Origin of the sequence: Geotalea uraniireducens Rf4 (assembly GCF_000016745.1) — a bacterium.
Lineage (GTDB): Bacteria > Desulfobacterota > Desulfuromonadia > Geobacterales > Geobacteraceae > Geotalea > Geotalea uraniireducens.
Genome location: NC_009483.1, coordinates 4,337,954 through 4,362,354, shown reverse-complemented (window position 1 = coordinate 4,362,354; position 24,401 = coordinate 4,337,954). Strand labels below are relative to the sequence as shown.

At 55.3% G+C, this 24,401-nt stretch carries 16 protein-coding genes and 1 other annotated feature; of the genes, 14 read left to right on the top strand and 2 right to left on the bottom strand.

The window, feature by feature from the left end; all coding sequences use genetic code 11:
• Nucleotides 1–2: 2 nt before the first annotated feature.
• The 12 genes from GURA_RS18960 (at nucleotide 3) to GURA_RS18905 (ending at nucleotide 20,597) form a co-directional block, all read left to right on the top strand.
• Nucleotides 3–6,863: a fibronectin type III domain-containing protein gene (locus tag GURA_RS18960; RefSeq protein WP_011940527.1), complete on the top strand. Its 6,861-nt coding sequence runs from the start codon at nucleotides 3–5 to the stop codon at nucleotides 6,861–6,863.
• A gap of 14 nt (nucleotides 6,864–6,877) precedes the next feature.
• Nucleotides 6,878–7,750, top strand: coding sequence for a carboxypeptidase-like regulatory domain-containing protein (locus GURA_RS18955; RefSeq protein ID WP_011940526.1), 873 nt, complete (start codon nucleotides 6,878–6,880; stop codon nucleotides 7,748–7,750).
• Between the two features lie 211 nt (nucleotides 7,751–7,961).
• A complete protein-coding gene (gene ilvD, locus GURA_RS18950) occupies nucleotides 7,962–9,623 on the top strand; it encodes a dihydroxy-acid dehydratase (RefSeq protein WP_011940525.1) in 1,662 nt (553 codons plus the stop codon).
• A 75-nt stretch (nucleotides 9,624–9,698) separates the two neighbouring features.
• On the top strand, nucleotides 9,699–11,399 hold the full coding sequence (gene ilvB, locus GURA_RS18945; RefSeq protein WP_011940524.1) for a biosynthetic-type acetolactate synthase large subunit: 1,701 nt from the start codon (nucleotides 9,699–9,701) through the stop codon (nucleotides 11,397–11,399).
• Nucleotides 11,400–11,486: 87 nt separating this feature from the next.
• Entirely contained in the window at nucleotides 11,487–11,978 is a 492-nt protein-coding gene (gene ilvN, locus GURA_RS18940; RefSeq protein WP_011940523.1) for an acetolactate synthase small subunit, read from the top strand.
• A 15-nt stretch (nucleotides 11,979–11,993) separates the two neighbouring features.
• A complete protein-coding gene (ilvC, locus tag GURA_RS18935; RefSeq protein WP_268741754.1) occupies nucleotides 11,994–13,049 on the top strand; it encodes a ketol-acid reductoisomerase in 1,056 nt (351 codons plus the stop codon).
• A gap of 122 nt (nucleotides 13,050–13,171) precedes the next feature.
• Entirely contained in the window at nucleotides 13,172–13,813 is a 642-nt protein-coding gene (locus GURA_RS18930; RefSeq protein WP_011940521.1) for a phosphatidylserine decarboxylase family protein, read from the top strand.
• A 29-nt stretch (nucleotides 13,814–13,842) separates the two neighbouring features.
• Nucleotides 13,843–14,607, top strand: a complete 765-nt coding sequence (pssA, locus tag GURA_RS18925) for a CDP-diacylglycerol--serine O-phosphatidyltransferase (RefSeq protein ID WP_198134572.1) — start codon at nucleotides 13,843–13,845, stop codon at nucleotides 14,605–14,607.
• Between the two features lie 117 nt (nucleotides 14,608–14,724).
• Nucleotides 14,725–14,958 (top strand) — a binding site (T-box leader).
• Nucleotides 14,959–15,044: 86 nt separating this feature from the next.
• Complete coding sequence (locus GURA_RS18920; protein WP_011940519.1) at nucleotides 15,045–16,595, top strand: 2-isopropylmalate synthase; 1,551 nt, start codon at nucleotides 15,045–15,047, stop codon at nucleotides 16,593–16,595.
• 421 nt (nucleotides 16,596–17,016) lie between these two features.
• The gene (locus GURA_RS18915) at nucleotides 17,017–17,973 is read left to right on the top strand and encodes a hypothetical protein (protein WP_011940518.1); all 957 of its coding nucleotides are present in this window, start codon (nucleotides 17,017–17,019) and stop codon (nucleotides 17,971–17,973) included.
• A gap of 285 nt (nucleotides 17,974–18,258) precedes the next feature.
• Nucleotides 18,259–18,759 carry a carboxypeptidase regulatory-like domain-containing protein gene (locus tag GURA_RS18910; protein ID WP_011940517.1) on the top strand — a complete coding sequence of 167 codons (501 nt, stop codon included), beginning with the start codon at nucleotides 18,259–18,261 and terminating at the stop codon, nucleotides 18,757–18,759.
• 26 nt (nucleotides 18,760–18,785) lie between these two features.
• Complete coding sequence (locus GURA_RS18905; RefSeq protein WP_011940516.1) at nucleotides 18,786–20,597, top strand: MXAN_6640 family putative metalloprotease; 1,812 nt, start codon at nucleotides 18,786–18,788, stop codon at nucleotides 20,595–20,597.
• Between the two features lie 76 nt (nucleotides 20,598–20,673).
• On the opposite strand, the gene GURA_RS18900 is transcribed toward GURA_RS18905, so the two are convergent.
• Together GURA_RS18900 and GURA_RS18895 are read right to left on the bottom strand one after the other, a co-directional pair.
• On the bottom strand, nucleotides 20,674–20,874 hold the full coding sequence (locus GURA_RS18900; protein WP_011940515.1) for a cold-shock protein: 201 nt from the start codon (nucleotides 20,872–20,874) through the stop codon (nucleotides 20,674–20,676).
• A 186-nt stretch (nucleotides 20,875–21,060) separates the two neighbouring features.
• Nucleotides 21,061–22,116, bottom strand: coding sequence for an LOG family protein (locus GURA_RS18895; protein WP_011940514.1), 1,056 nt, complete (start codon nucleotides 22,114–22,116; stop codon nucleotides 21,061–21,063).
• Nucleotides 22,117–22,281: 165 nt separating this feature from the next.
• Here GURA_RS18895 and GURA_RS18890 point away from each other — a divergent pair, with 165 nt between their 5' ends.
• Both GURA_RS18890 and GURA_RS18885 read left to right on the top strand, forming a co-directional pair.
• The gene (locus GURA_RS18890; RefSeq protein WP_011940513.1) at nucleotides 22,282–23,565 is read left to right on the top strand and encodes a 3-isopropylmalate dehydratase large subunit; all 1,284 of its coding nucleotides are present in this window, start codon (nucleotides 22,282–22,284) and stop codon (nucleotides 23,563–23,565) included.
• A 21-nt stretch (nucleotides 23,566–23,586) separates the two neighbouring features.
• Nucleotides 23,587–24,114: a 3-isopropylmalate dehydratase small subunit gene (locus GURA_RS18885; RefSeq protein ID WP_011940512.1), complete on the top strand. Its 528-nt coding sequence runs from the start codon at nucleotides 23,587–23,589 to the stop codon at nucleotides 24,112–24,114.
• The last annotated feature ends 287 nt before the right edge of the window (nucleotides 24,115–24,401 follow it).

Genomic DNA, 24,401 nt, shown 5'->3' with positions numbered 1-24,401 from the left:
ACATGAGAAGACTCATTACATCCATAGCCATCTTACTTGTCCTGGCTACGCCGGTTCTGGCGGGCGGGGGCGCTGACCTCACAGGCCATCCGCTTATGGACTCCCGCAAGGGAAAGCAGGAGGCGCGCGCTGCGTCGATCGTGCCGGCCAGCGGGTCAACGGTCGTTACCGGCTACCAGAGCCTGGCTGGCGACGGCAATGACGACGTCTACACGGTCAAGTACGCGGCCGACGGTTCGGTTGTCTGGCGGGCCGCTTATGACATTGCAGGCGGCAGTGACCAAGGGGTGGCGGTGACGATCGACAAGTCGGGCGACGCGATCGTTGCGGCGAGCGTCATGAATGCCGGCAACTACGACGTTTACGTGGTCCGCTACCGCGACAACGGGACAAATACCCCAATGGTGGTCTGGAGCAGGACCTGGTCCGGCACGGCCGGGAGAGCCGATATCCCCCAGGCGGTGGTCTACGATCCGGTCAACGACCGGGTTTATGTGGCCGGCTATTCAAACAACGGCAGCAATGACGACTGTCTGCTGCTCGCCTTCGATAACACTGTGACAGGCGACAATCCGCCGCTCTGGGCGAAGACCTATGATGCCGGCGGGACCGATCTCGCTTACGCCGTCGCTGTTTCGTCGGACGGGAACGGAATAGCCTTGACCGGCGAGTCGTCCAACGGCACCGACCTGGATCTGGTCACTCTCCTCTGGGACGCTGCCGGCAACCAGCTTCGTGTCTGGCCCAAGAGTGGCGCCGGTTCCTACAACGATCGCGGCACGGCGCTCGCCTTTACGCCTGCAGGAAATGTGGTGGTCGCAGGCTACCTGACCAACGGCCGCGGGGATGATCTCTATACCGCAGAACTGGTGCCGGGCTCCGCGACACCTGTCTGGGAGTCTGTCTACGATGCCGGCTTCGACGATCAGCCGGCCGCTGTGACCGTCGATCCGGCGGGAGACGTTTATGTCGCTGCTACGGCCGGGGTCCTTCCGGCATTTTCAAAGCTTTTCGTCGTCAAATACCACAAGAACGGGACTGCAGTCCCCGACACCGTCTGGAGCAGTACCTACGATGCCGGGTCGATCAATGCATCCGGGGCCTCTGCGCTTGCGGTCGATCCGGCGGGCGGAGTCTTTGTCGCAGGGTGGCGCGACTATGTTGGGGTGAAGAAGGTCGTAACAGCGAAGTTCAGCCGCAAGAACGGGCGGCTCCTCTGGGACAGGGAATGGAGCGGGGTGATCGGCAACAGCTCTCGCCCGGTGGGGATCAGCCTCGCGGGGCAGGGGGTGGTGACTGCTGTCTGGACTGACCGGACGCAGCCACTCGACGGGGGGACGCAGGCCGCCACAGGCGGGTCCAAGACCTCGTTGCAGAACGGGAATAAGTCGTGGACCGCGGACCAATGGGCGGGCTACACCCTATACATGGTCAGCAGTCAGAACAAGGACATCTTTCGTCGCATCCAGGGGAACGACGCCACAACCATTACCCTCGCCGCATCCCAGGCGCTCCCCTACGTCGTGGCGAGCGGCGATCTCTACTATCTCTACGACCAGGACGACATCGACTACGTGGTGCTCCGCCAGGACAAAGGGGTGCTCGACCCGCCGACCGGCCTCGCCACCCAGGTGCTGAGCAATACGTCGGTGCAGCTCTCCTTCCTCGACAACACCGAAACCGAGACTGGTTTCAAGGTGGACATAAAGATCGGCGAAAACGGGGCCTGGAGCCAGGACGCTTACACGATACCGACCCCCGACCAGCCAGGCTCCGGTGTCGTCAACTTCGACGTGACGGGGCTTCTCCCCGACACCGATTACTACTTCCGGGTCAAGGCTTACGACGGTTCCGGCAACGGCGACCTTTCCGGAGAGGCAAACGCCCTCACCAGGGTCGCCACCTTCGCCTCACCGGCGCTTACCTATGTCTACGCCGATCCGGCCGGAGGGGATGATCAGGCTATTGATGCCGCCTGCTTCTCGGGGGGATCGGTGGTCTTCACCGGTACTATTCATGCCGACCAGAACCTTATGGGCAATCCATCCAAAGATTACTATACGGTAAAGCTTAAGCGCGGCACCTTCGAGGTGCTTTGGCAGGACCGCCGCGACGGGGGGTACGACGAAGATGACGATGCAGTGGCTATTGCCGTGGATCAGAACCTTGAAGCCGTCATGACCGGCACCTCCAGCCAGAGCGTCCCCGGCGCGGGCAACATACCTTCGGTCTGGACCCACAAGTACCCGTTTTCACCCACCATCGACGGAGTGCTTGAGGCGACTCCAGCGTGGACCGATCAGCTGAACGGCGCCGGCCGGCTTTCAGACCATGCCGATGCGGTGGCCGTTCAGGGGGGCGCGCCGTACGCCGTTGCCGTCACCGGTCACGGCAATGCAGACCTCTCGAACATCGATTTTTACGTAAGAAAGCTCTCCGCAACAGGCACGGTTGTTTTTACGGCTCAAAGCCATCTGGGGGGCAATGAATATCCCGCAGCCGTCTCCCTTGATGCAGCCGGAAGTGTGTTTGTCGCCGGCCGGGTCGACCTTGCCGGCAATAACGACTGGTTTGTCGCCAAGCTGGACGGCGTCACCGGCGCTGTCCTCTGGAGCGACACCTACGGCGGCAGCGGCAATGACCGGGCACTGTCGCTTGCCATCGACGCTGCCGGCGACGTTTACGTGGCCGGCTACGTCACCGACGTCCCGACCGGTTTTACGAACATGGTGGTCATCAAATATTTGGGTGGGGCGACCGGAGCAGTCGACCGCCGCTGGGTCAGGACCTACCCGGCGGGGATGGCAGCAGGCAATTCGGCCGCCCGCAAGATCGCCTATGACAGCTTCGACAATGAGATCGTGGTCGCCGGTGAGGCCTATCGCGGCGCCAATGACCGGGACCTGGCGCTTCTTCGCTACGATACCGCGGGAACCCTCCTCTGGGAAAGGGAACTCAGCCGTCCCGGCGCCGATGAGGTCCTGACTGGTCTCTCCCTCGATCCATCAGGATACATCTACATTGCCGGGGATACCGGCGCAAGCCCTAATACCGATGTCGTGGCCGCCATCTACACCTCCGCCGGCGACTATGTAAAGTCATTCCTTTACAACGGAACGGCGGGCAAGGAAGATCATGCCGCAACGATCGCCGCCAACAAGTTCGGCGAGGGTTTTGTCGCCGGCTACACCACCTCCGATGCCGGCGACAGGAATTTCCTTGCCCTCAAGATCGTCAATGACCTGGTCGTCATGCCCAATGCATTGCTGGCTGTCGCCGAGGCGGATTCGTCCAGGGTCGATCTCTCCTGGACCAACGTGACTGCGGGCACCACTCCATACCTGAAGCGGAGTATCCAGGGGTCCGGTTCATGGGTGGACCCGCCGGGAACGATCAACGGTAAGCTATCCATGGATGCCGCCTCTTTCGTCGATACCGGCCTGGCTCCCAACACCTCCTACTGCTGGCGGGTCTATGCGGATCTGAACTCCGTTACTACCCGTTATAACGAGTTCTGCGCCACCACCACCCTGGCGAAACCGGCTGCGCCGGCTGCAACCAACCCGAACCCTGTAACGACGAGCTCGCTCAATATATCCTGGCCCAACATTGCCGGCAATACCGGCTACCTGCTTGAGCGGAAGGCCGGAACAGGCGGCACGTATGCGGCCGTCGCCACCCTGGCGGCGAATACGACTTCATACGACGATACCGGCCTCGCGCGGGCGACTACCTACTACTACCGTCTTTCCGTGCAGAGCTCTGCCGGCTGGTCTCTGCCGTCGGCTGATTCCGTGCCGTCCTATACCGCACCGAACCCGGTCACGGGTTGGTGGAGCTACGGAGCACCGAACGCCAATCAGATCGACCTGTCGTGGATTTATTGCATCAGCTGGGATGCCAACGGGTACAGGGTCGAGCGCAAAACCGGAGCGGGCACATGGTCAACTGTAGGCTATCCGGGCAGTTACAGCTTCAGCGACACGGGGCTTACCCCGAACACCACCTACTATTATCGTGTCTACGCGCGCTATAACGGGGTCGAAAACCCGGCCGCGGGACCGGAGCAGTCCGTAACCACCCCGCTCGTCCCGCCGACTCTTCAGTCCGCGTCCGCCCTGACCTCAACAACGTTCACTGCCACCTGGACCCAGGTGCCGGGCAATACCGGGTATGATCTGGTCGGCAAGAGCTGCGCGGCAAGCGCTTCGATCGCTACAATCCTCGCCAATCCGGCCACCTATTGCTGGGGTACGATTTATTCTGCCACCATGGCAGCCGATGCCGTTTCAGGCACGGGCGGCGGCGTCCTGGCACCCTACTACCGCGGCTGGTACGTTTCGGTCCGGACGAAGAGCGGCGGCACGACCTCTGTGGACAGCAACGGCATCGTTGTTTTCCCCCCCCTTGTGGTCACTCTTTCCAACATCGACATCCCGGCCTCCAACCAGCTCCGGCCGGTCTGGACCGACACCTACGAAGACAACTTCGACGTTCAACGGCGCCCGCCATCCGGTGCCTGGACAACGGTCGCGACAGGGCTCGCGGCAAACACCCTGAACTGGATCGATACCGCCGTGACCGACGGTACCCAGTACTGCTACCGCATCCGTGCCTACACCGCAGCAGGCGGACCTGCCGAAGCGTGGTCAAACGAGCTCTGCCAGACTGCCCAGGCGCCGCCTGCCAAGCCTTCGCTCTCCCTTTCCACACCGACCGCGACGACCATCAAACTCGACTGGGACAACACGAACTTCCCGACGTCGATGAACTTCGACGTCTATCTGAGCGGCTACCAGTATAGTTCTGGCGGCACACCGGAAACCTATCCCGGCTATTGGGCGGGGTGGGGGCTGCAGACGACCGTGACATGCGCAACTGCGACATGCAGCTACACCTATTCCGCCGGTCGTGGGCCGGGAATTAAGGCTTTCGTGCGGACGAGCTTCTACGGGACCACCATCGATTCCCAAACGGTCAGTCCGGCAGACGGCTACGTCCAGACCATGCCGACACCACCACCCATCGTCTCGACCACATCCACCGATTCATCCATAACCGTCACTTGGGGGCGTATCGATCAGGCCTACAGCTACAACATCTACTACAAAAAAGCGGCCGACGGCGCTTGGAGCGGACCGTTGTCCTCCCCCCATTCCTGGAGCCCTCCACCTTACACCATCACCGGTCTTACCCCCGGCACCCAGTACCAGGTGAAAGTGGAGTCGGTCGGCAAGACTATCGAGTCTAACGATGCGGTCATCAAAACCGTCTGGACGCTCAGCTCTGCCCCGACGATCACCGGCATTTCGGGCGTTACCGCCACCCAGGCAACCGTCTCCTGGAGCCCTTCTGCCAGTGCCACGACGTACAAACTGGAGCGCTCCACCGACAATGCCAGCTGGACACTTGTTACCAATCAGAACGTGTTGAGCTATTCGGACAGCAGCCTTGTAGCCGGGACGACCTACTGGTATCGGGTCAAGGCGGTCAACGCCGGAGGGGACTCCACCCCGTCGGTATCTGTGAGCACTACTGCAACTCCAGCCACGGCGGGCGTGCCGTTACTTATTACCCGTTCCGATAGCCAAATTACTGTAGGAATCCGCCTGGTAAAGGGAGCTACCGGCTATAAGATCTACAGGAAAGACGGCGGTAGCGGATCCAACCAGAATCTCGCAGCTACCATTAACGTGCCATACGTAGAATGGTTCTGTGGTTCGGATATTTCGACCATCGCCTGTACGTCTCCAGTGGCGAAAATCTTCGATTATGACGACTCTGCCAACCTCACTGCCAACACCACGTACTGTTACTCGGTAGTCGCCTTTAACAGTTCCGGTGAGGCGGCAATGGGACCAGAGTACTGTGGCGGGACCAGCCCTTACGGTCCTGCGGTATTGAATGCTGTACCCTTGAGCCCTTACAAGGTGCAATTCGCTATCACACCCGGGAGTGGCACCGCTCCGACCGGTTACCAGTTGGAGTTCAAGCAGGGAGATAATTGGGGAGTCGTTGCCAGAATTCCTTACGGAACCAACAGTTACACACTGTCGGGGGTGCTTGGTGCGGGGGGGAGCGGCATCTTTCGTGTGCGCCCCTACAAACTCCTGGCCGATGATTTCTCGGCCGGGATCAATCCGGCCATCTGGTCGCAACGTGTGACCATGAAGGATGCAAACAATCTAACGGTGGTCGATGCCCAAACCCCCCCGCTCAACTTTACAACATCGAACGGCAATTCCTCCATAGTTGCAGCGAACGGGGTGGTCACCTTGAGCGAATCGTCGAGCGGAAACGGCGTTGCCAACAGCTGGAATTCGGCGCGGCTGTTTCTATCAGATGTCACGCCACTCCTCGGCGACTTCGATTTCTCCACGAAGTTGCGCCTTCCTGCCGGAGAGGTGACCGGGAACCAGTACCACGTCTATGCCCGGCTCCAGTTCAATATGCCGGCCACTGCGGGAGACGGCACTCGAAGCAACTACTTCTACATAGGACGGTACGGCTCGACGACCAATGCATACGAAATCTGCTGGGCGCTGGATGGGACCGGTTACTGTAACGGGGCGAATGCCGATAACACGTCCGGTGGGTTACGGATCACCAGGATCGGACGAACAGTGACCGCCTGGGTCGCCAATAGCGCGGGGAATGGTTGGCAGCCGTTCCAGAGTAATACCGAATTTCAGGCGGCGCCGGGTTACTACGGCATGATCTCCCAATATCTTGCCAGGAGCGAAACCATGACTCTTGTCACCGAGTTGGACGACACCGTGCTGATAGGGGGGATCACCTCGCCGTCCAACGAGGTGACCATTACCATGCCGGACTACGTCAACGGTCAAAGCTCATGTCCGTGAGGAAAGGTGGGCCTATGGACGCAACATGGAAATCCTCGTTTGCCCGGCTCTTCGCCTTCTGGTTGATTGCCACGGGAAGCTGTGCACATGCAGGCGGTATCGTCACGGGGCAGCTTGCGCCGGAGCAGGAGCCGTTGCGTTGCGCCGTGTTCGCCTACCAGGCCGACAAAGCGCCCACATCACCTTACGCTGCGCCTTTATTTGCCGCTTCCTGTGCCCCTGATGGCAGCTTCAGCATGTCGTTGCCGGAGGGGACATATGTGATCGGCTCCGGCATCAGCATCGGTGGTCATACGTGGGCCGCTCAGCCCGATCCGGCCCACCGCTTGCCATTGACCGGTCCGCAAGCGCAAAAAATCATCGTTCGCAATGGTTTAAGCTACAGATTGAAGGCAACGGCAATAATCGCCAGTCAGCTTGCGGCAGCAACGCAGACCGTAACTGAATTGCCACCACCTGCTGCCAGACGAACGATGCCTGTTACGCTAACGGGATTGGTTCGCGACAGTGCCGGTCGTCCTGTTGCCAATGCGGTTGTCCAACTCCTGGAGCCGGGGAGCGACGGTGCTGTGATCGGTCGTGTTCGCTACCTGAGCGGCCCGAGCGATGTTGACGGGAAATATCGTATCGAGGGGGCGGCTCCGGCGCGCTTCGTCATTGGCGCGTTCAAGTCAGACCCTCTCCTGGGACTTTTAGCTGGTGAAACGGCGGCGCTCGATATGGCGGACCCGAAGATCCCGCTTGCCATCGACATATTCATCCGGTCAGCATCCCCCGCCCCCTTGACGGAGCAGCGGGAGGCGCCGCCTGCAACCGGAAATGCTGCTGCAGTCGACGCGGGTAAGGCCGTTGAGCCGATCCGGGGCCCCGATGCTGACCCCTCCTGATTCTGATCTCCATTGCGAGCGGAAATAAACGGCGCCGGTCGTTTGTTGCCGCACTCGCTTCCCCTTACGATAATTCTCCCGTTTGTTTCACAATATCAAACTTTCCTTTAAGCCTTATAACGCCTTTTTATTGCAGTTTTATTGCTGTTGACAGCTGAATCATAATGTATTATTTTCATTATTCACTTTTTCCCGGATAGATGAGGTTGTCATGCGCAGTGATATGATAAAAAAAGGTCTGGAGCGGACTCCGCACCGGGCGCTTTTGAAGGGGACCGGCGTCCCGCAGAGCGAGATGGATAAGCCTTTTATCGGTGTGGCCACCAGTTTCACCGACCTGATTCCCGGTCATGTGGGGATGCGGGACCTTGAGCGCTTCATTGAAAAGGGGATACACACCGGCGGCGGCTATGCCTTTTTCTTCGGCATTCCCGGTGTCTGCGACGGCATATCCATGGGGCACAAGGGGATGCATTACAGCCTGCCGACCCGCGAACTGATCGCCGACATGGTGGAGTCGGTCGCCGAGGCCCACCGTCTCGACGGCCTTGTGCTGCTGACCAATTGCGACAAGATTACCCCCGGCATGCTGATGGCCGCTGCACGTCTCGATATCCCCTGTATCGTCGTTACGGCAGGGCCGATGATGAGTGGCCGTGGCGAGGCCGGCCGGAAATATTCGTTTGTCACCGATACCTTTGAGGCCATGGCCCGCTACAAGGCAGGCGTCATCGACGAGAAGGAGCTAAAGGTCTGCGAGGATAACGCCTGCCCCGGCATGGGGTCCTGTCAGGGGCTCTTTACCGCCAACACCATGGCCATCCTTACCGAAACCCTCGGCATGAGTCTCCCCCGCTGCGGCACGGCCCTGGCGGTGTCGGCCTTGAAGCGGCGCATTGCCTTTGCCTCCGGCGAGCGCATCGTCGATCTCGTGCGCAACAACGTGACCCCCCGCAGCATTCTCACCCGCGCGGCATTTGAAAACGCCATCCGCGTCGACCTGGCACTCGGCGGCTCATCGAACACCGTACTCCATCTCCTTGCCATTGCCCATGAGGCCGGTGTGGAGCTGCCGCTGGAAACCTTCGACATCCTCGCCAAGGAAACGCCGCAACTCGCTTCGATGAACCCGGCCGGCGAGTATTTCATGGAAGACCTGGATGCTGCCGGCGGGGTCGCCGGGGTGCTCATGCAGCTGGGCGACAAGATCAAGGACAACCCGACGGTAATGGGTATGACTACCCTGCAGCTGGCCGCCAGTATTGCCAATGTGGATGAGGCGGTCATCCACCCCCTGACCGATCCGGTGAAGAAAGAGGGGGGCATTGCAATCCTGTTCGGCAACCTTGCCCCCAAGGGGGCAGTGGTCAAGCAGTCGGGCGTATCAGAGGCCATGATGAAGTTTATCGGCACGGCTCGTTGCTTCAACTCGGAAGAGGCGGCCATGGCGGCCCTGATGGACGGCAACATCAAGGCGGGAGATCTCGTTGTCATCCGTTATGAAGGCCCCAAAGGCGGGCCCGGGATGCGGGAGATGCTTGCTCCGACCGCAGCCCTCATGGGACTCGGTCTTGGCGATTCAGTTGCACTTATTACCGATGGCCGTTTTTCCGGCGGTACCCGCGGCCCCTGCATCGGTCATATTTCACCGGAAGCTGCAGAAGGCGGCCCGATTGCCCTCGTGGAAGACGGAGACCGGATCGAGCTGGATATTCCCGACCGCAGGCTGGAACTGCTGGTTGACGAGCAGACACTGTCCGAGCGACGCGCCCGCTGGCAAGCGCCTGAGCCGAAGATTAAAACCGGCTGGCTGGCCCGGTATGCCAAGGTGGTCACTTCGGCATACACCGGGGCCGTTATGTCGGCAGACTAAATCTATTTGGCAGGGGCAGGTCTTGTACCTGCCCCTACATAATTTTATCCGATTTCCCAACCGGGAGGTTTTGCAATGAAAATGAACGGGGCAAAAATTTTACTGGAGTGTCTCAAGCTGGAAGGAGTGGATACGGTCTTCGGCTATCCCGGCGGCACGGTCATCAACCTCTATGATGAACTTTTCTCCTTCAAGGAGATCCGTCACATCCTTCCCAGGCACGAGCAGGCAGGGGTACATGCTGCCGACGGCTATGCACGGGCGACCGGCAAGGTCGGCGTAGCCATTGCCACCTCCGGCCCCGGCGCTACCAATACCATCACCGGCATTGCCACTGCTTACATGGATTCCATTCCGATGGTGATCATCACCGGCCAGGTACCGACGGCCCTTATCGGTAACGATGCCTTTCAGGAGGCGGATATCATCGGCATTACCCGCCCGTGCACCAAGCACAACTTCCTGGTCAAGGACGTCAAGGATCTTGCCCTGATAGTGAAAAAGGCATTTTACATTGCCCGCACCGGCCGACCCGGCCCGGTCCTCATCGATCTCCCCAAGGATGTGCAGATTGCCACTGCCGAATTCAAGTACCCCGACACGGTAGAGATCCGCGGTTACAAGCCGACCATCGAAGGGCACCCGAAGCAGGTGGAAAAGGCCATGTCTCTGCTGCTGGGGGCGAAACGGCCGGTCATCTATGTGGGGGGCGGGGTAATCCTGGGAAATGCCGCTGAGGAACTTACCGCCTTGAGCAAGAAACTCGAAGCGCCGGTAACCACGACCCTTATGGGACTTGGATCCTTTCCTGAGGATGATCCCCTCTCTTTGGGGCTTCTCGGGATGCATGGCACCTATTATGCCAATATGGCGGTCTCCAATTGCGATCTCCTTGTAGCGGTCGGAGCCCGCTTCGACGATAGGGTGACCGGCAAGATAGCGTCCTTTGCCCCCCATGCGAAGATTATCCATATAGACGTGGACCCCACCTCTATCAAGAAAAACGTGCGTGTCGACCTCCCCATCGTCGGTGATGTGAAGGACGTGCTGACACAGATGTTGAAGGTCCTTGAAGAGCAGGGGGACAAGCTTGACGACTTCAAGAAATCAATCGTTCCATGGACAGAGGAGATTGAAGGCTGGAAGGCCAAGCACCCCATGAGTTACAAACAGTCCGCCACCGTAATCAAACCGCAGTTCGTCATTCAGAAGCTGCGGGAGTTGAGCGACCCCGACGCGATTGTGGCAACGGATGTGGGGCAGCACCAGATGTGGACCGCCCAGTTCTTCAAGTTTAACCGGCCGCGGACGCTCCTTTCCTCCGGCGGACTCGGCACCATGGGATACGGTCTTCCCGCTGCCATGGGAGCCCAGGCTGCTTTTCCCGATCGGCAGGTAATCGTCATCTGCGGCGACGGTGGATTTCAGATGAATCTGCAGGAGCTGGCGACCGTGGTGCAGAACCGGCTGGCGGTCAAGATCTGCATCATCAACAACAACTTCCTCGGCATGGTGCGTCAGTGGCAGGAACTGTTCTTTGACAAGCGCTATTCCCAGACCTGTATGGAGCTTCCCATAGACTTTATCAAGCTCGCCGAGGCATTTGGTGCCAAGGGTTTTCAGGCGACCAAGCCCGACGAGGTGGAAGCGGTCATAAAAAAAGGATTCGCAACACCGGGGCCGGTGATAATGGAGTTCAAGGTCGCCCGCGAGGAGAAGGTTCTTCCCATGGTCCCTGCCGGGGCATCGCTGACCGAGATGGTGCTCGCATCCTGAGGTAATGTTCGTAGAGGCGATCCTCGTGATCGCCCGATTGCTGGGCGAGTACAAGATTCGTCCCTACAGCGATTTCGGAGGATTTTCATGAAACATACAATAGCCGTCCTCGTAGAAAATGAATTTGGCGTCCTTTCCCGTGTCGCCGGGCTTTTTTCCGGTCGCGGGTTTAATATCGATTCATTGTCGGTGGCGCCCACCAACGATGAAACCATTTCCCGGATGACCATCGTCACCCGCGGCGATGAACAGATCATGGAACAGATAACCAAGCAGCTGAACAAGCTGATTGACGTGATAAAGGTCATCGACTTTGTCGAGGGGAGCGCCATTGAACGGGAAATGGCCCTCATTAAAGTTACCGCAGAGGATGAGAGCCGGGCCGAAGTGCTCAGGATAGTTGATATCTTCCGGGCCAAGATTATCGATGTGACACCCAAGTCTTACACAATTGAGGCAACTGGCGCGCCGGCAAAAATCGATGCGATCCTGGAACTGCTTCGACCGCTGGGGCTCAAGGAGTTGGTGCGGACCGGTTCGGTGGCCATAGGTCGCGGCGCGAAGGGATGGAAAGGCTAAACGGCTGCCGTTCATATATGCAGGAAGAAATCAAAATATAACCAGGAGGAAGGTATGAAAATTTACTATGACAAAGATTGTAACCTGAGCTTGCTCAAAGGGAAAAAGGTAGCCATCATCGGTTACGGCTCACAAGGGCATGCACATGCAAATAATCTCAAGGATTCCGGCATCGACGTGGTGGTTGGCCTCAAGGCTGATTCTGCCTCGGTAAAAAAAGCTACCGAAGCTGGTTTGACGGTGCTGACGACTTCTGAAGCCGTTAAGATAGCCGACATCATCATGATTCTCCTCCCTGACGAAATCCAGGGTGATGTTTACCGCGAGGAGATTGCACCGTATGTCAAACAGGGTGCTTACCTCGCTTTCGGCCACGGCTTCAACATCCACTTTGGTCAGATCGTTCCCCGCCACGATATCAACGTCATCATGGTTGCCCCCAAAGGGCCGGGACACCTGGTGCGCCACGAATACACCAAGGGTGGCGGCGTTCCCTCGTTGATTGCCATTCATCACGATCCCTCCGGCAATTCCAGGGATGTGGCGCTTGCCTACGCTTCGGCCAATGGCGGTGGCAAGGCTGGTATCATTGAGACTTCCTTCAAGGAAGAGACCGAAACCGATCTCTTCGGCGAGCAGGCTGTTCTGTGCGGCGGTATTTCCGCGCTGATCCAGGCTGGCTTCGAAACACTGGTGGAAGCCGGTTATGCGCCGGAAATGGCCTACTTCGAATGTCTTCATGAAACAAAGCTGATCGTTGACCTGATTTATGAAGGCGGCATTGCCAACATGCGCTACTCCGTTTCCAATACTGCCGAATACGGCGATCTGACCCGTGGTCCCCGCGTCATTACCGGCGAGACAAAGAAAGAGATGAAAAAGATCCTTACCGAGATCCAGGAAGGCGAATTCGCCAGGGAGTGGATGCTGGAGAACAAGGTGAACAATCCGAGATTTAATGCCCTTCGCCGCAAAGGGACCGAACATCAGATCGAAGAGGTTGGGGCTCGCCTCCGTTCCATGATGGCCTGGATCGGCAAATCCAAGATCGTGGACAAGACTAAAAACTGATACCTTCTTTTCATTGCATGTGAGGCCGGATTCGGGCTATAATCGGCATTTATTGCCGCCAGCCCGAAGACCGGCCTCTTTGCAGTTAATGCATGCATGAAATCTAAAAATAAGGAAGATTGATGCGCAATAAAAACACCCCCATTGCAGCGGAAGGTTATCCTTTTGTTGCGATTGCCGGTTTCATAACCGTGGTCCTTGCTCTCCTTGCCTGGAAGGTGCTCGCCGCATTTTTCCTGGTTGTCACGCTGTTTGTTGTCTTCTTCTTCCGAAACCCGCAGCGGATTACGCCGGGAGATGAAAATGCGGTGGTGTCTCCGGCGGATGGCGTCGTGATCTACCTGGGCAATGCCCGAGAGAGCCATCTCGACGAGGAAATGATGAAGATCAGCATCTTCATGTCGGTTTTCAACGTCCATATCAACCGGGTGCCTGTTTCAGGCAGGGTGGTGGACAGGTTTTATCTGCCGGGAAAGTTTCTCGATGTCCGCGACGAGCGAGCCACCTTTGAAAACGAGCAGAACGGCCTGGTTCTGGAAACAGCACGTGGGGTAAAAATGGTTGTTGTCCAGGTTGCCGGACTCATTGCCCGGCGTATTGTCTGTTATCCAAAAATTGGCGACATGCTTCAGCGCGGCCAGCGGTATGGCTTGATCCGATTCGGTTCCCGATTGGATGTCTACCTGCCTAAGAATGTCGAGCTGCGCGTGTCCATGGGCGACAAAACCGTGGCCGGCGAAACCATTTTGGGGATTTTACCGTGAGCTCTGAAAAGATCGACATGTCCGAAGGGATGCGGAAGGGGATCTATATTCTCCCCAATCTTTTTACCGCCGGAAGCCTTTTTGCCGGCTTTTACTGCATGGTTTCCACCCTGAACTATGATTACAGGACGGCGGCCCTTTGGATACTCGCGTCCTCCATTTTCGACGGTCTTGACGGCAAGGTGGCAAGGCTGACCGGCACTGCCAGCAAATTCGGGGTAGAGTTCGACTCTCTCGCCGACCTTGTTTCCTTCGGCGCGGCTCCAGGGCTTCTCATGTATGCATGGGCGCTTAAGCCGTTCGGCAGGCTGGGCTGGCTGGCTGCGTTTCTCTTTGTTGCCTGTGCCGCCCTTCGCCTAGCCCGTTTCAACGTGCAGGTAAATACGGTGGAGAGCAAGCGCTTCGTCGGCCTTCCCACCCCTGCCGCGGCCAGCATGGTTTCTGCGACGGTACTCCTTTTTTCACATTTTGGCTGGCCTAGTTCCTATAAAAAACTGGCCATCCTGCTGCTCATATATTTCCTGGCCCTGCTCATGGTTTCCAACGTCCGCTACTATTCCTTCAAGGACCCGGAAATGATCAAGCGCCAACCGTTTGCCTTTCTGGTCCTGGCCGTTATCCTCCTTATCGTCATTGCTGCTGAACCGATAATAATGCTCTTCGTGATTTTTACCTGCTATATTTTTTCAGGACCGATCGGCTTTGTCATGACTTGGCCACGAAGAAGGCGGCTGGAAAAGGCGCTGCACAAGGGGCACGAAGAATTGCACCCGCCGGCAAAGAAGTCTCGGTAATCGAGCCCAAGTTATTCAGTAATATTGAACTTAGTTTGAAATGATAAAACTTATTGAAATGACAAAGAAAATCCCTTGACAGATGCCGAGGGATTTTCTTATTATCTCTTTAATTGGAAAAAGGCTGTGAAAAGGAATAGTAGTCGTTGTTCGCCTTAAAGAGAGCTGACGGTCGGTGCGAGTCAGCAGGTGGATGCGGTGAACTCGCCTTGGAGCTGCTTCCGTGAAAAGAAACGTTAGTGTAAAGTTTTCTGAGTAATTGGAGCCGTTGCCCGCGTCAAGGGTTTAATGAGGTTCGCTAAGGCGAATGAATGAGGGTGGTACCGCGGAGCTCAAGCCTTCGCCCCTTACTGGGGTGGAGGCTTTTTTATTTTAGGCAATGGCTTTCAGGTAGATATGTGGGATACTAAAGGGCATCATCAAAGGAGGAAGAATTCATGACAAAGAAGAAGATGGAACTCAAGACAATCAAGATCTTTGACACCACGCTCAGGGACGGAGAGCAATCTCCCGGCGCCAGCATGAACATCGATGAAAAGCTGCGGCTTGCAAAACAGTTGCAGAAGCTGAATGTGGATGTGATAGAGGCCGGCTTCCCCATCGCTTCAGAAGGAGACTTTGAAGCAGTCAAGAAGATCGCGCAGACCATTAAGGGGCCGGAAATAGCCGGCTTGTGCCGCTCCAGCTTCAAGGACATCGACAGGGCGTGGGAAGCGCTTCAGTATGCGGGCGAACGGGGCCGGATTCATACCTTTATCGCCACCTCCGATATCCATATGAAATACAAGCTGAAGATGACGCCGAAGCAAGTGCTGGAGTCTGCGGTCAAGGCTGTGAAGCGGGCCAGGACGTACACGCCGAACGTTGAATTTTCCTGCGAGGATGCGGTGCGAACCGATCTCAAGTTCCTTGCAGAGGTAGTGGGTGCGGTTATCGACGCCGGGGCAACGGTGGTGAACATCCCCGATACGGTCGGCTATACCATCCCATTCGAATACTTCAACATAATCAAGTATCTGAAGGATAATGTGGCCAATGTTGAAAAGGCCGTCATTTCCGTACATTGTCACAATGACCTCGGACTGTCTGTGGCAAACTCCATTGCCGCTGTCCAGGCCGGGGCAGGCCAGGTGGAGTGCACCATCAACGGCATCGGCGAGCGCGCCGGAAACTGCTCCCTGGAAGAGTTTGTCATGACCCTCAAGACCCGCCAAGACATCCTCCCCTTCAAGACGAACGTGGTGACAGAGCAGTTGACTCCCGCAAGCCGCTTGTTGACCACTGTGACCGGCATTGTGGTGCAGCCCAACAAGGCGATTGTCGGAGCCAATGCGTTTGCCCATGAAGCGGGGATTCACCAGCATGGGATGATGATGGACAAGACCACCTATGAAATCATGACCCCCGAGTCGGTGGGATTGAAAGCAAGTGCCCTGGTGTTGGGAAAGCATTCCGGCCGTCATGCCTTTAAGAAACGGTTGGAAGAGCTGGGATACGACTTGGACGACGAGAAGCTGAACCGTGCTTTCGATCGCTTTAAAGCTCTGGCTGACCTTAAAAAAGAAGTGTTCGACGAGGACCTGGATGCCATCGTTGCCGATGAGGTGCTGACGGCTGAGGAAAAGTATAAGCTCTCCCATATCACGGTCACCTGTGGTTCCTTTGCTGTAGCCACGGCCACCGTGCAGATGGAGATCGACGGCATACAGGTTCGCACTGCGGAGCTTGGGGACGGGCCGGTGGACGCCACCCTGAAAGCAATCAAGAAGCTGACCAAAACAAAGGCAAAGCTCCTCCAGTACAACGTGGGCTCCATAACCGGTGGCACCGACGCCCAAGGGGAAGTGACCGTGCGCCTGACCGACGGTGCGCGCACCGTTATCGGCAGGGGTGCATCCACCGACATCATCGAGGCATCGGCAAAGGCTTACATTCATGCATTGAACAGGCTCCTCTTTCGGCTGGAAAGAGATGTGGAGAGCCTGTAGCTGAGTGTAGTCAGGTTCAGTCCGGCAACACTTTCATCTATACAGATAAGCCCAAAAGCCATCTTGCTTTACAACTGAAATTTAAAATCAGACGAGGCCGCGTTTCCCAAACATCCCCTTTTAAGGGGGTGTTTGGGAAACTGTAGTTTGCCCCCCGCTATTATCACCCTCAAAAGTATCCAGTAAGTAATCCCTTAGTTGTTGGTTTCATTTGGAAAAAACATTCATGATTGCAGAAGATCATGAATAACACTCAGTTTTGATAGACTTGCAATGAATAGTAAGAGCTTTAAATTGCAAATTATCAACTTCTAATGATTTCATTTGCATTTCTTTATGTAAATCAGTAAAATCTGCATAATGCATACAATTTAATTTTTATGAAGACTAAAGGCAATGTCGAGAATCCAAAGGAGGGCTTATGAAGACAACGGAGTATCGAAAAATTTGCGCTTTTATGGTTGTAACGCTCAGTTTTGTTGTACTGGCAGCCTGTGGCAGCAACAGCGGTGGGAACAACGGTCCGGCTACCACAACACTTAAAGGGGCGGTAGAATTTCCGGCCGCGAGCGCCAGCGCCAAGACTACCGCCAAACTGGTAGTAACAGAAAATGATATTGCGGTAGAAGTTTACGACCTTAACGGGAAAAAAGTTGCATCCGTACATCCTCAATGCGACGTTGCACAGACACCCCGGCTTTATTCCTACGAAGTTCCCGGTTTGACGCCCAAAGTTGACTACGTGTTAAAGGCAGTAAAGACCTCAACCGGCCAGATAGTTAAAAAGCTGATTGAAAAGGAAAAAGTCGTTGCCGGAAGTGTAGAAGGTCAAATAATCGACCCGGTTTCCACTACGGCAGTTGTTATGGCGGAAAAGACGTTAACATCCACATTCCGCCTTGCCACGGTAGCTATCAAGCTGGGTGAAGAAAATTATCTTCTTCCCGCTGCTGTAACTGAAGGGATTGTCTCTGCCACCATTCACACTGCCGTACGGCCGTCATACCTGGAAAACGAGATTCGCACGCTCGCAACCACCGTGGACCCCGGTTCCAGCAGCTCGCTGGCCGGCATCGACTCTCAGGCAAAAGCCGACCTCGTCAACAGCTACCTGATCGTCAATGAAGCGATCAAGCAAAATGTTGACGTCCAAGATTTTGTAGAAGGGACATCAGCACAGGTAATCAACAATATCCGGATAATCATCTATGATTCCATCGGGCCCGTTTCCGGCACCAAAACCATTACCAGTACAGACGCCGCCACCACAACTTCAGCAGCTTCTAAAGGTTACACGCCGCCGATATCGCAGACTGCAACGACCACGGGGCTCACAGCCGCAGAATATGTCACTCTCGCCAATGGTTATCGTTGTTAACCTGGCAAAAAAAAGACGAGAATTTGGGCGCTGCTGTGACGAAGGGGCTCATTCAGGTAACCCCCCCCCGCCTATGCCGGAGGTATCTGTTTTGTTCTATTATCAAGCTTTAAGGGCGGCCATGTGCCGCCCTTTTTGGGGCAAAAACTTCGAATAAAAGGGCTACTACGAGGAAGTGGCGGCAGCGACATTTCTAACATAATATAGTCGGGGCGGTTGATTTTCACGTTGACTTTTTAAATTTTGCTGTGCCATTGTTGTACAAAATTTCTTGTGAGGATATCCATGTTCAGGCAACTTGTATGGGGGCTTGTTTTTCTTTCAACATTTCTGGAGGGCGCCTTGGCTGTAGCCGCAGGAGAAAAGCCGCCGTTATGGCATGCATATTCCTTCAACGGCAAGGACTTTGGCGAAGCCGAAATTCCGGGCAGTGCTGCAATTGCCTTGCGTGACGGCTATCTGCCGGTTGTAGTGACCGACAATACACCCCGTGAGGACCGTCTCCCCAAGGGGACCGGCAGCCTGACCCTGTTCTGCTTTATCCAGAGTGCTGGGGGAAAACTGAAGCCCCAAAGAGGCGTCATACCCATGAGTGGCGTCGTTGTCGAGATTGTGGGGAAGGAGTTGAATCTCGCAGGAAGGACGGACAGTGCAGGTTATCTGATCCTGGCTTTGCCGCCGGCGGATTATGAGGTGCGCATGTCTGGCTTCAGCAGGAAGGTCAGGGTGGAAAAAGGAAAAAACGCCCTTGTCGCAATCCGGGGCGGAAAAAGGATGGTGGATTAGTGTTCAAGCCGTTTTTCAGGACAATATTGTTCACAGCCCTCCTGTCTGTGCTGCCCATATTGGCTGCGGCAGGTAGCCTCGATGATTACTACCTTCAGCGGTTCGATGCCATTTACGGCAAGCATTTGCAGCCGGCAGGCGTCGTTGCGGTCCAGACTGCCCAGCCTGCCGAGCGTTGTCTGACGCCGCTTTATCACGGTCTGAAGAGGGATTGGCTGCAGCTTGCCCCGCAGACCCAGACGGCATTGGCCAAGTACCTGGCAAAGCCAACCTTATCGGGAAATCAGGATAATATTTTTCTCTCAGCTCAAAAACATTTCAATATACATTACACTACCATTGCCCCGGATGCGCCCCCTTTGACTGATGCCAACGGTAATGGCATCCCTGATTGGGTTGAAACCGTTGGAAGGGTTTTTGAGGAAGTCTACAGCGCTGAAGTGATAACTATGGAGTACTCTGCGGCACCCACTATTGCTGGTGCACCATATGACGTCTTTTTGAAGAATCTTGGTGGCGGAATGTTTGGGGTAACGGAGACTGACAGCTCTGTGGCACTCAATTCGTCATCTTTCACGAGCTTCATTACCATCGATAATGATTTTTCTGTAACCGAATTTGGTAATCAGATTACAAATTACACCCCGGAAAAAGCACTGCAGATAACTGCTGCACATGAGTATCACCATGCCATTCAGTATGGTTACAATTTCTTCTTCGATATCTGGTACGCAGAGGTGACCTCCACCTGGATGGAGGACGAGGTCTATGACGGGGTGAATCAGCTTTACAATTATATACATAATTATCTGGGAAAACCGATGGCCTTGGATGCGCCGGCCCAAACAGGAGATAACAGCGAATACGGTCGCTGGATATTCAACCGCGATCTGGTAGAACGCTTTAATTCGCCGGTTATTATCAGAAATGTTTGGGAAAGGCTCCAGGCGATGGGGAATGCCAACAATAACAGCGATATCCCGATGCTGCCGGTTATCGATGATGTTTTGAAATCCAGATCGAGCGCGCTGGGGGACGATTTCTTCTCCTTTTGCAAAAAGCTCTATCTGCGTAACTGGACCAGCCACACAAGCGAGATCGGCCTGATGCATCCGGTTATGCCTGTCGCGACTTACAGCGATTACCCGGTAAACAGCGCCAGCACCCAGGCCCCGAGCGTAACGCTTCCCCGTTATTCCTTCGCCTATATTAAATTCCTGCCGTCGTCGACTGCGCCGCAGAATATGCAGCTCAAGTTGACAAAAACAAGCGGTATAACCGTCACTGCTTTTAAAAAGAACTCAAGCGGGGGGATAACTGAGTATCAGTTTGATCCTTCCAGTGGAACGATAAATATCCCATCTTTCAACTATTCGGACATTGCGGAAGTTGTTTTGCTGGTCTGCAACAACAGCGCCCAAGAAGGACAGACGGTAAACTTCAACACCGACGGTTCTTCACTTCCGCCACTACAAGATTCTGCATCGTCAGCAGGGAGCGGCAAGAGCGGCTGTTTCATTGCCACGGCCGCCTACGGCAGTTATCTCCACCCCAAAGTGGTGGTGCTGCGGCAGTTCAGGGACAGATACCTGATGACCAGCGTCCCGGGGAGGGCGTTCGTGGCGCTCTATTACCGACTGAGTCCGCCGCTGGCCCATTTTGTCGCCATGAATGAGTCTTTGCGGATTGCGAGCCGGCTGGCGCTTACCCCGGTTGTGTATGCGGTAGAATACAAGGGGACGACGATAATTTCGCTGCTGTTTTTAGTCTTTGGTGCAGGAGGGGTATGTCTGCGGTTGCGCAAACTCAGGTTGGCGGACGGCAGTGACTGCCGGTAGAAATTCTGTACAAAAAAAGCCCCGCCGGAACTTATCGGCGGGGCTTTTTTTGTCTTCAATCTATAGCGATATTGCGTTAGATTTTCTTGACGTTTGCGGCCTGCAGACCTTTGGGCCCGTTGGTGACATCGAAGCTTACGGCTTCGCCCTCGGTAAGAGATTTGAAGCCCTCACCCGTGATAGCGGAGAAATGTACGAATACGTCCTCCCCATTATCCTGCTCGATAAAGCCAAACCCTTTTGCGTCGTTAAACCATTTTACTTTGCCCTGTGCCATTTTTACTGCCTCCTTTTGTTGCCTCCGGATCTCTGCCGGGTCTTCGTGAAATACTGCAGTTTCCGGAGTCTTGGGCAGGAAAAACCCCAAAGACAAAGCGTACTTTGTTGTGTTTCCAGGTGCTGTAAAAACTTCCGAAACTTGCCGCAAGGTAAAATTAACATCATATAATTACTTTGTCAAGTGCTATTGTTTGCAGGAATCGGGCGGAGATTCAAAAGTGTTTATTCTGCCGATAAAGGCCATCAGCAAACCGTAATGCTGGTGGTCGAACTGGAGAGCAATTCGTGGTAATCTCAACAGGTCCGGCTCATCGGCCTCTTCCGGCAAAGGGGCGGTCGGGACTATTTTTGTGCCGGCATGGTGCAATTCGGGAAATTCGTTTTCCAGTTCTTCTATGTTTGCCTTGGAGAGTTCCATGTTGAGCCTGATAATCAGCCGGCCATCAACAAATCTCAGAGAATGGTAATTCCGGTAGAAATCTTCTATGACTTTCACTGCCTCTTCTTCGCTGCGTGTTATCGTGAAGATGGAGAAATCCTCTGCGGATATGAAGCCTTTGCCGAGCATCCGCTCTTTGATGAATTTGAACCACTGTTCCCAGTAACCGTCACTGTCATCAATGAGAACGAGTGGTTTGGGCGAGGTCTTCCCTGTCTGGATGAGGGTGAAGACCTCCATTGCTTCATCAAGTGTCCCGAATCCTCCGGGAAAGACGGCAAGGGCGTCCGCTTCCTTGACAAAAGCCACTTTACGATTGAAAAAGTATTTATAGGTTATGAGCCGCGGGTTTGCGAGCATGACGCGGTTTGGCGCCTGCTCGAAGGGGAGCCTGATGTTGACCGCGAAGGAGTTTTCGCTCCCCGCCCCCTCGTTGCCGGCCTGCATGATACCAGGTCCGCCGCCGGTGATGATCATGTATCCTTTATCTGCGAGGCGCCTGCTGAAGCTCACGCACTTCTGGTAGCTTTCTTCATGGGGTTCGGTCCTGGCCGAGCCGAAGATGGTCACTTTCTTTTTTTGCCGGTAGGGGGCAAAGACACGGTTGGTATAGCGCATTTCCTTCATGGTATTGTTCAAAAGCTTGAGGTCGGCAAGATAATCTGTGTCCTGTCCGGCTTTCAGCGCTGAAATTACCATTTCTCGAACCAATACCGGGTGATGGACCCCGTCTGCTTTCTCTATGAGTGAATCTATCAGTGTATCGATTTCGCCGTTGGTCCTGTTAAAGCGCAATTGCATAAGTTCGGTAGCTCTCCTTTGGATGATCGTATACAGTGTACCATTGGCGTATTGCTTAGGCAAATGTTTAGCATCATTGAACAAATATTAATTTGATTTGTTTGCCGGATTTGTTTACATTGTAACGGAATTATGACCATTTTATGGGTGAAAGGAATTAGTTTTATGGGTATGACCATAGCAGAGAAAATATTCGCCGCTCACCTGGTTGATGAGCCGTTTCACGGGACCAGGGTGCTCAAGCTCGATGTGGTGATGTGTCACGAGATCACTACTCCCATCGCCATTGCCGACCTTATCGCTCGGGGCAAGGACCGGGTCTTCGATACTTCCAGGATCAAGGCGGTGATCGACCACGTAACCCCCAGCAAGGACAGCAAGACCGCTACCCAGGCGAAAATGCTGCGGGACTGGGCACGTCGTCACAACATTAAAGACTTTTTCGATATCGGCGCCAATGGCGTTTGCCATGCGCTGTTCCCTGAAAAAGGGTTTATCCGGCCCGGCTACACGGTAATCATGGGGGACTCCCATACCTGTACCCACGGGGCATTCGGCGCTTTCGCAGCCGGTGTCGGGACTACCGACCTGGAGGTCGGGATCCTGAAAGGTGTCTGCGCCTTCCGTGAGCCGAAAACCATCCGTATCAACCTGAACGGCAAGCTCCCCAAAGGGGTTTACGCCAAGGACGCCATCCTCCATGTCATCGGCCGGCTCGGCGTGAACGGCGCCACCGACCGGGTCATCGAATTCCGGGGAGCGGTGGTCGACGCCATGACCATGGAATCGCGCATGACCTTGTGCAACATGGCGATCGAGGCAGGCGGAACATCGGGTATCTGCATGCCGGACAGTGTGACGGTCGATTACCTCTGGCCGTTCATAAGCGAGGATTACGCTTCGAAGGAAGCGGCCCTTGTGGAGTTCAAAAAATGGTGGTCGGACGAGGACGCAGTCTATGAGCGGGTGCTCGACCTGGATATCTCCGGTTTGGAGCCGGTCGTCACCTTTGGCTATAAACCCGACCAGGTTAAGACGATCACGGAAATGGCCGGGACTCCCGTGGATCAGGTTTATCTCGGCTCATGCACCAACGGCCGTTTGGAAGACCTGAGGGTGGCCGCCGAAATTCTCAAGGGGAAGAAGATCGCCCCAACGGTCCGCGCCATACTTTCACCTGCTACGCCGAAAGTTTACAGTGATGCCTTGCACGAAGGATTGATCGATATCTTCATGGAGGCAGGATTCTGTGTGACCAACCCCACCTGCGGCGCCTGCCTCGGGATGAGCAACGGCGTCCTGGCCGAGGGCGAAGTCTGCGCCTCTACCACCAACAGGAACTTCATGGGGCGGATGGGCAAGGGGGGAATGGTTCACCTCATGTCCCCGGCAACCAGCGCTGCAACGGCCATCGAAGGGAAGATGGCCGACCCGAGAAAATATCTTTAAATTCAATCAAGGAGACGATATATGAAAACCTTTGGCGGGCCGGCACTCTTTCTCGATCGGGCGGACATCAATACCGACGAGATCATCCCGGCCAAATATCTGACCGAAATCACCAAGGAAGACTTGAAGCCTTATATTCTTGAAGACTTGAAGCTTCCCGGTTTTGATCCGAAAGGTGAAAAAACCAAGGACTCCAGAGTGATCGTCAGCCGATCCAATTTTGGTTGCGGCTCCTCGCGCGAACACGCGCCGTGGGTTTTTGAGGTGAACGATATCAATGCGGTCATCGCTGAATCGTTCGCCCGCATCTTCCGCCAGAACATGTTCAACTGCGGCATGGCAGCCCTCGAACTCCCCAAGGAGAAGCTGGACTTGCTGTTCGGCTATGCCGGCTTTGCCGATACGGCGATTGCCGTGGATATCGAGGACCAGAAAATTATGGTCAAGGGGGGCGGAAAAGAAGAGAGCATCTCTTTTGAAATCTCTCCTTTCGACAAGGCCCTGGTTCTTGCCGGCGGCTGGGTTGATTACGCAGACAGTAAGTATTGATTTAACGGCCTTGCAATCTTTTCCTCCTTCTGCAAAGACCCGCGAAGTCAGCGGGTCTTTTTGCGTTTGTAGGGGGTATATTTCCGAAAACGCTATGCTTTTCTAGGAGCCTGTCGGACTTAGGGGGTCATAGCGAGAGACTGGCAAATCGAGGACAGATTTTCGGAAATTTGAGAGCGAATAGTGGACCTATTTGTCGAAAATTTACGGAAATATGGACCGATTTGCCGTTCTCGTAGTAGATTCATTCCTAAGTCCGACAGGCTCCTAGTGTTTTTTATTGACTA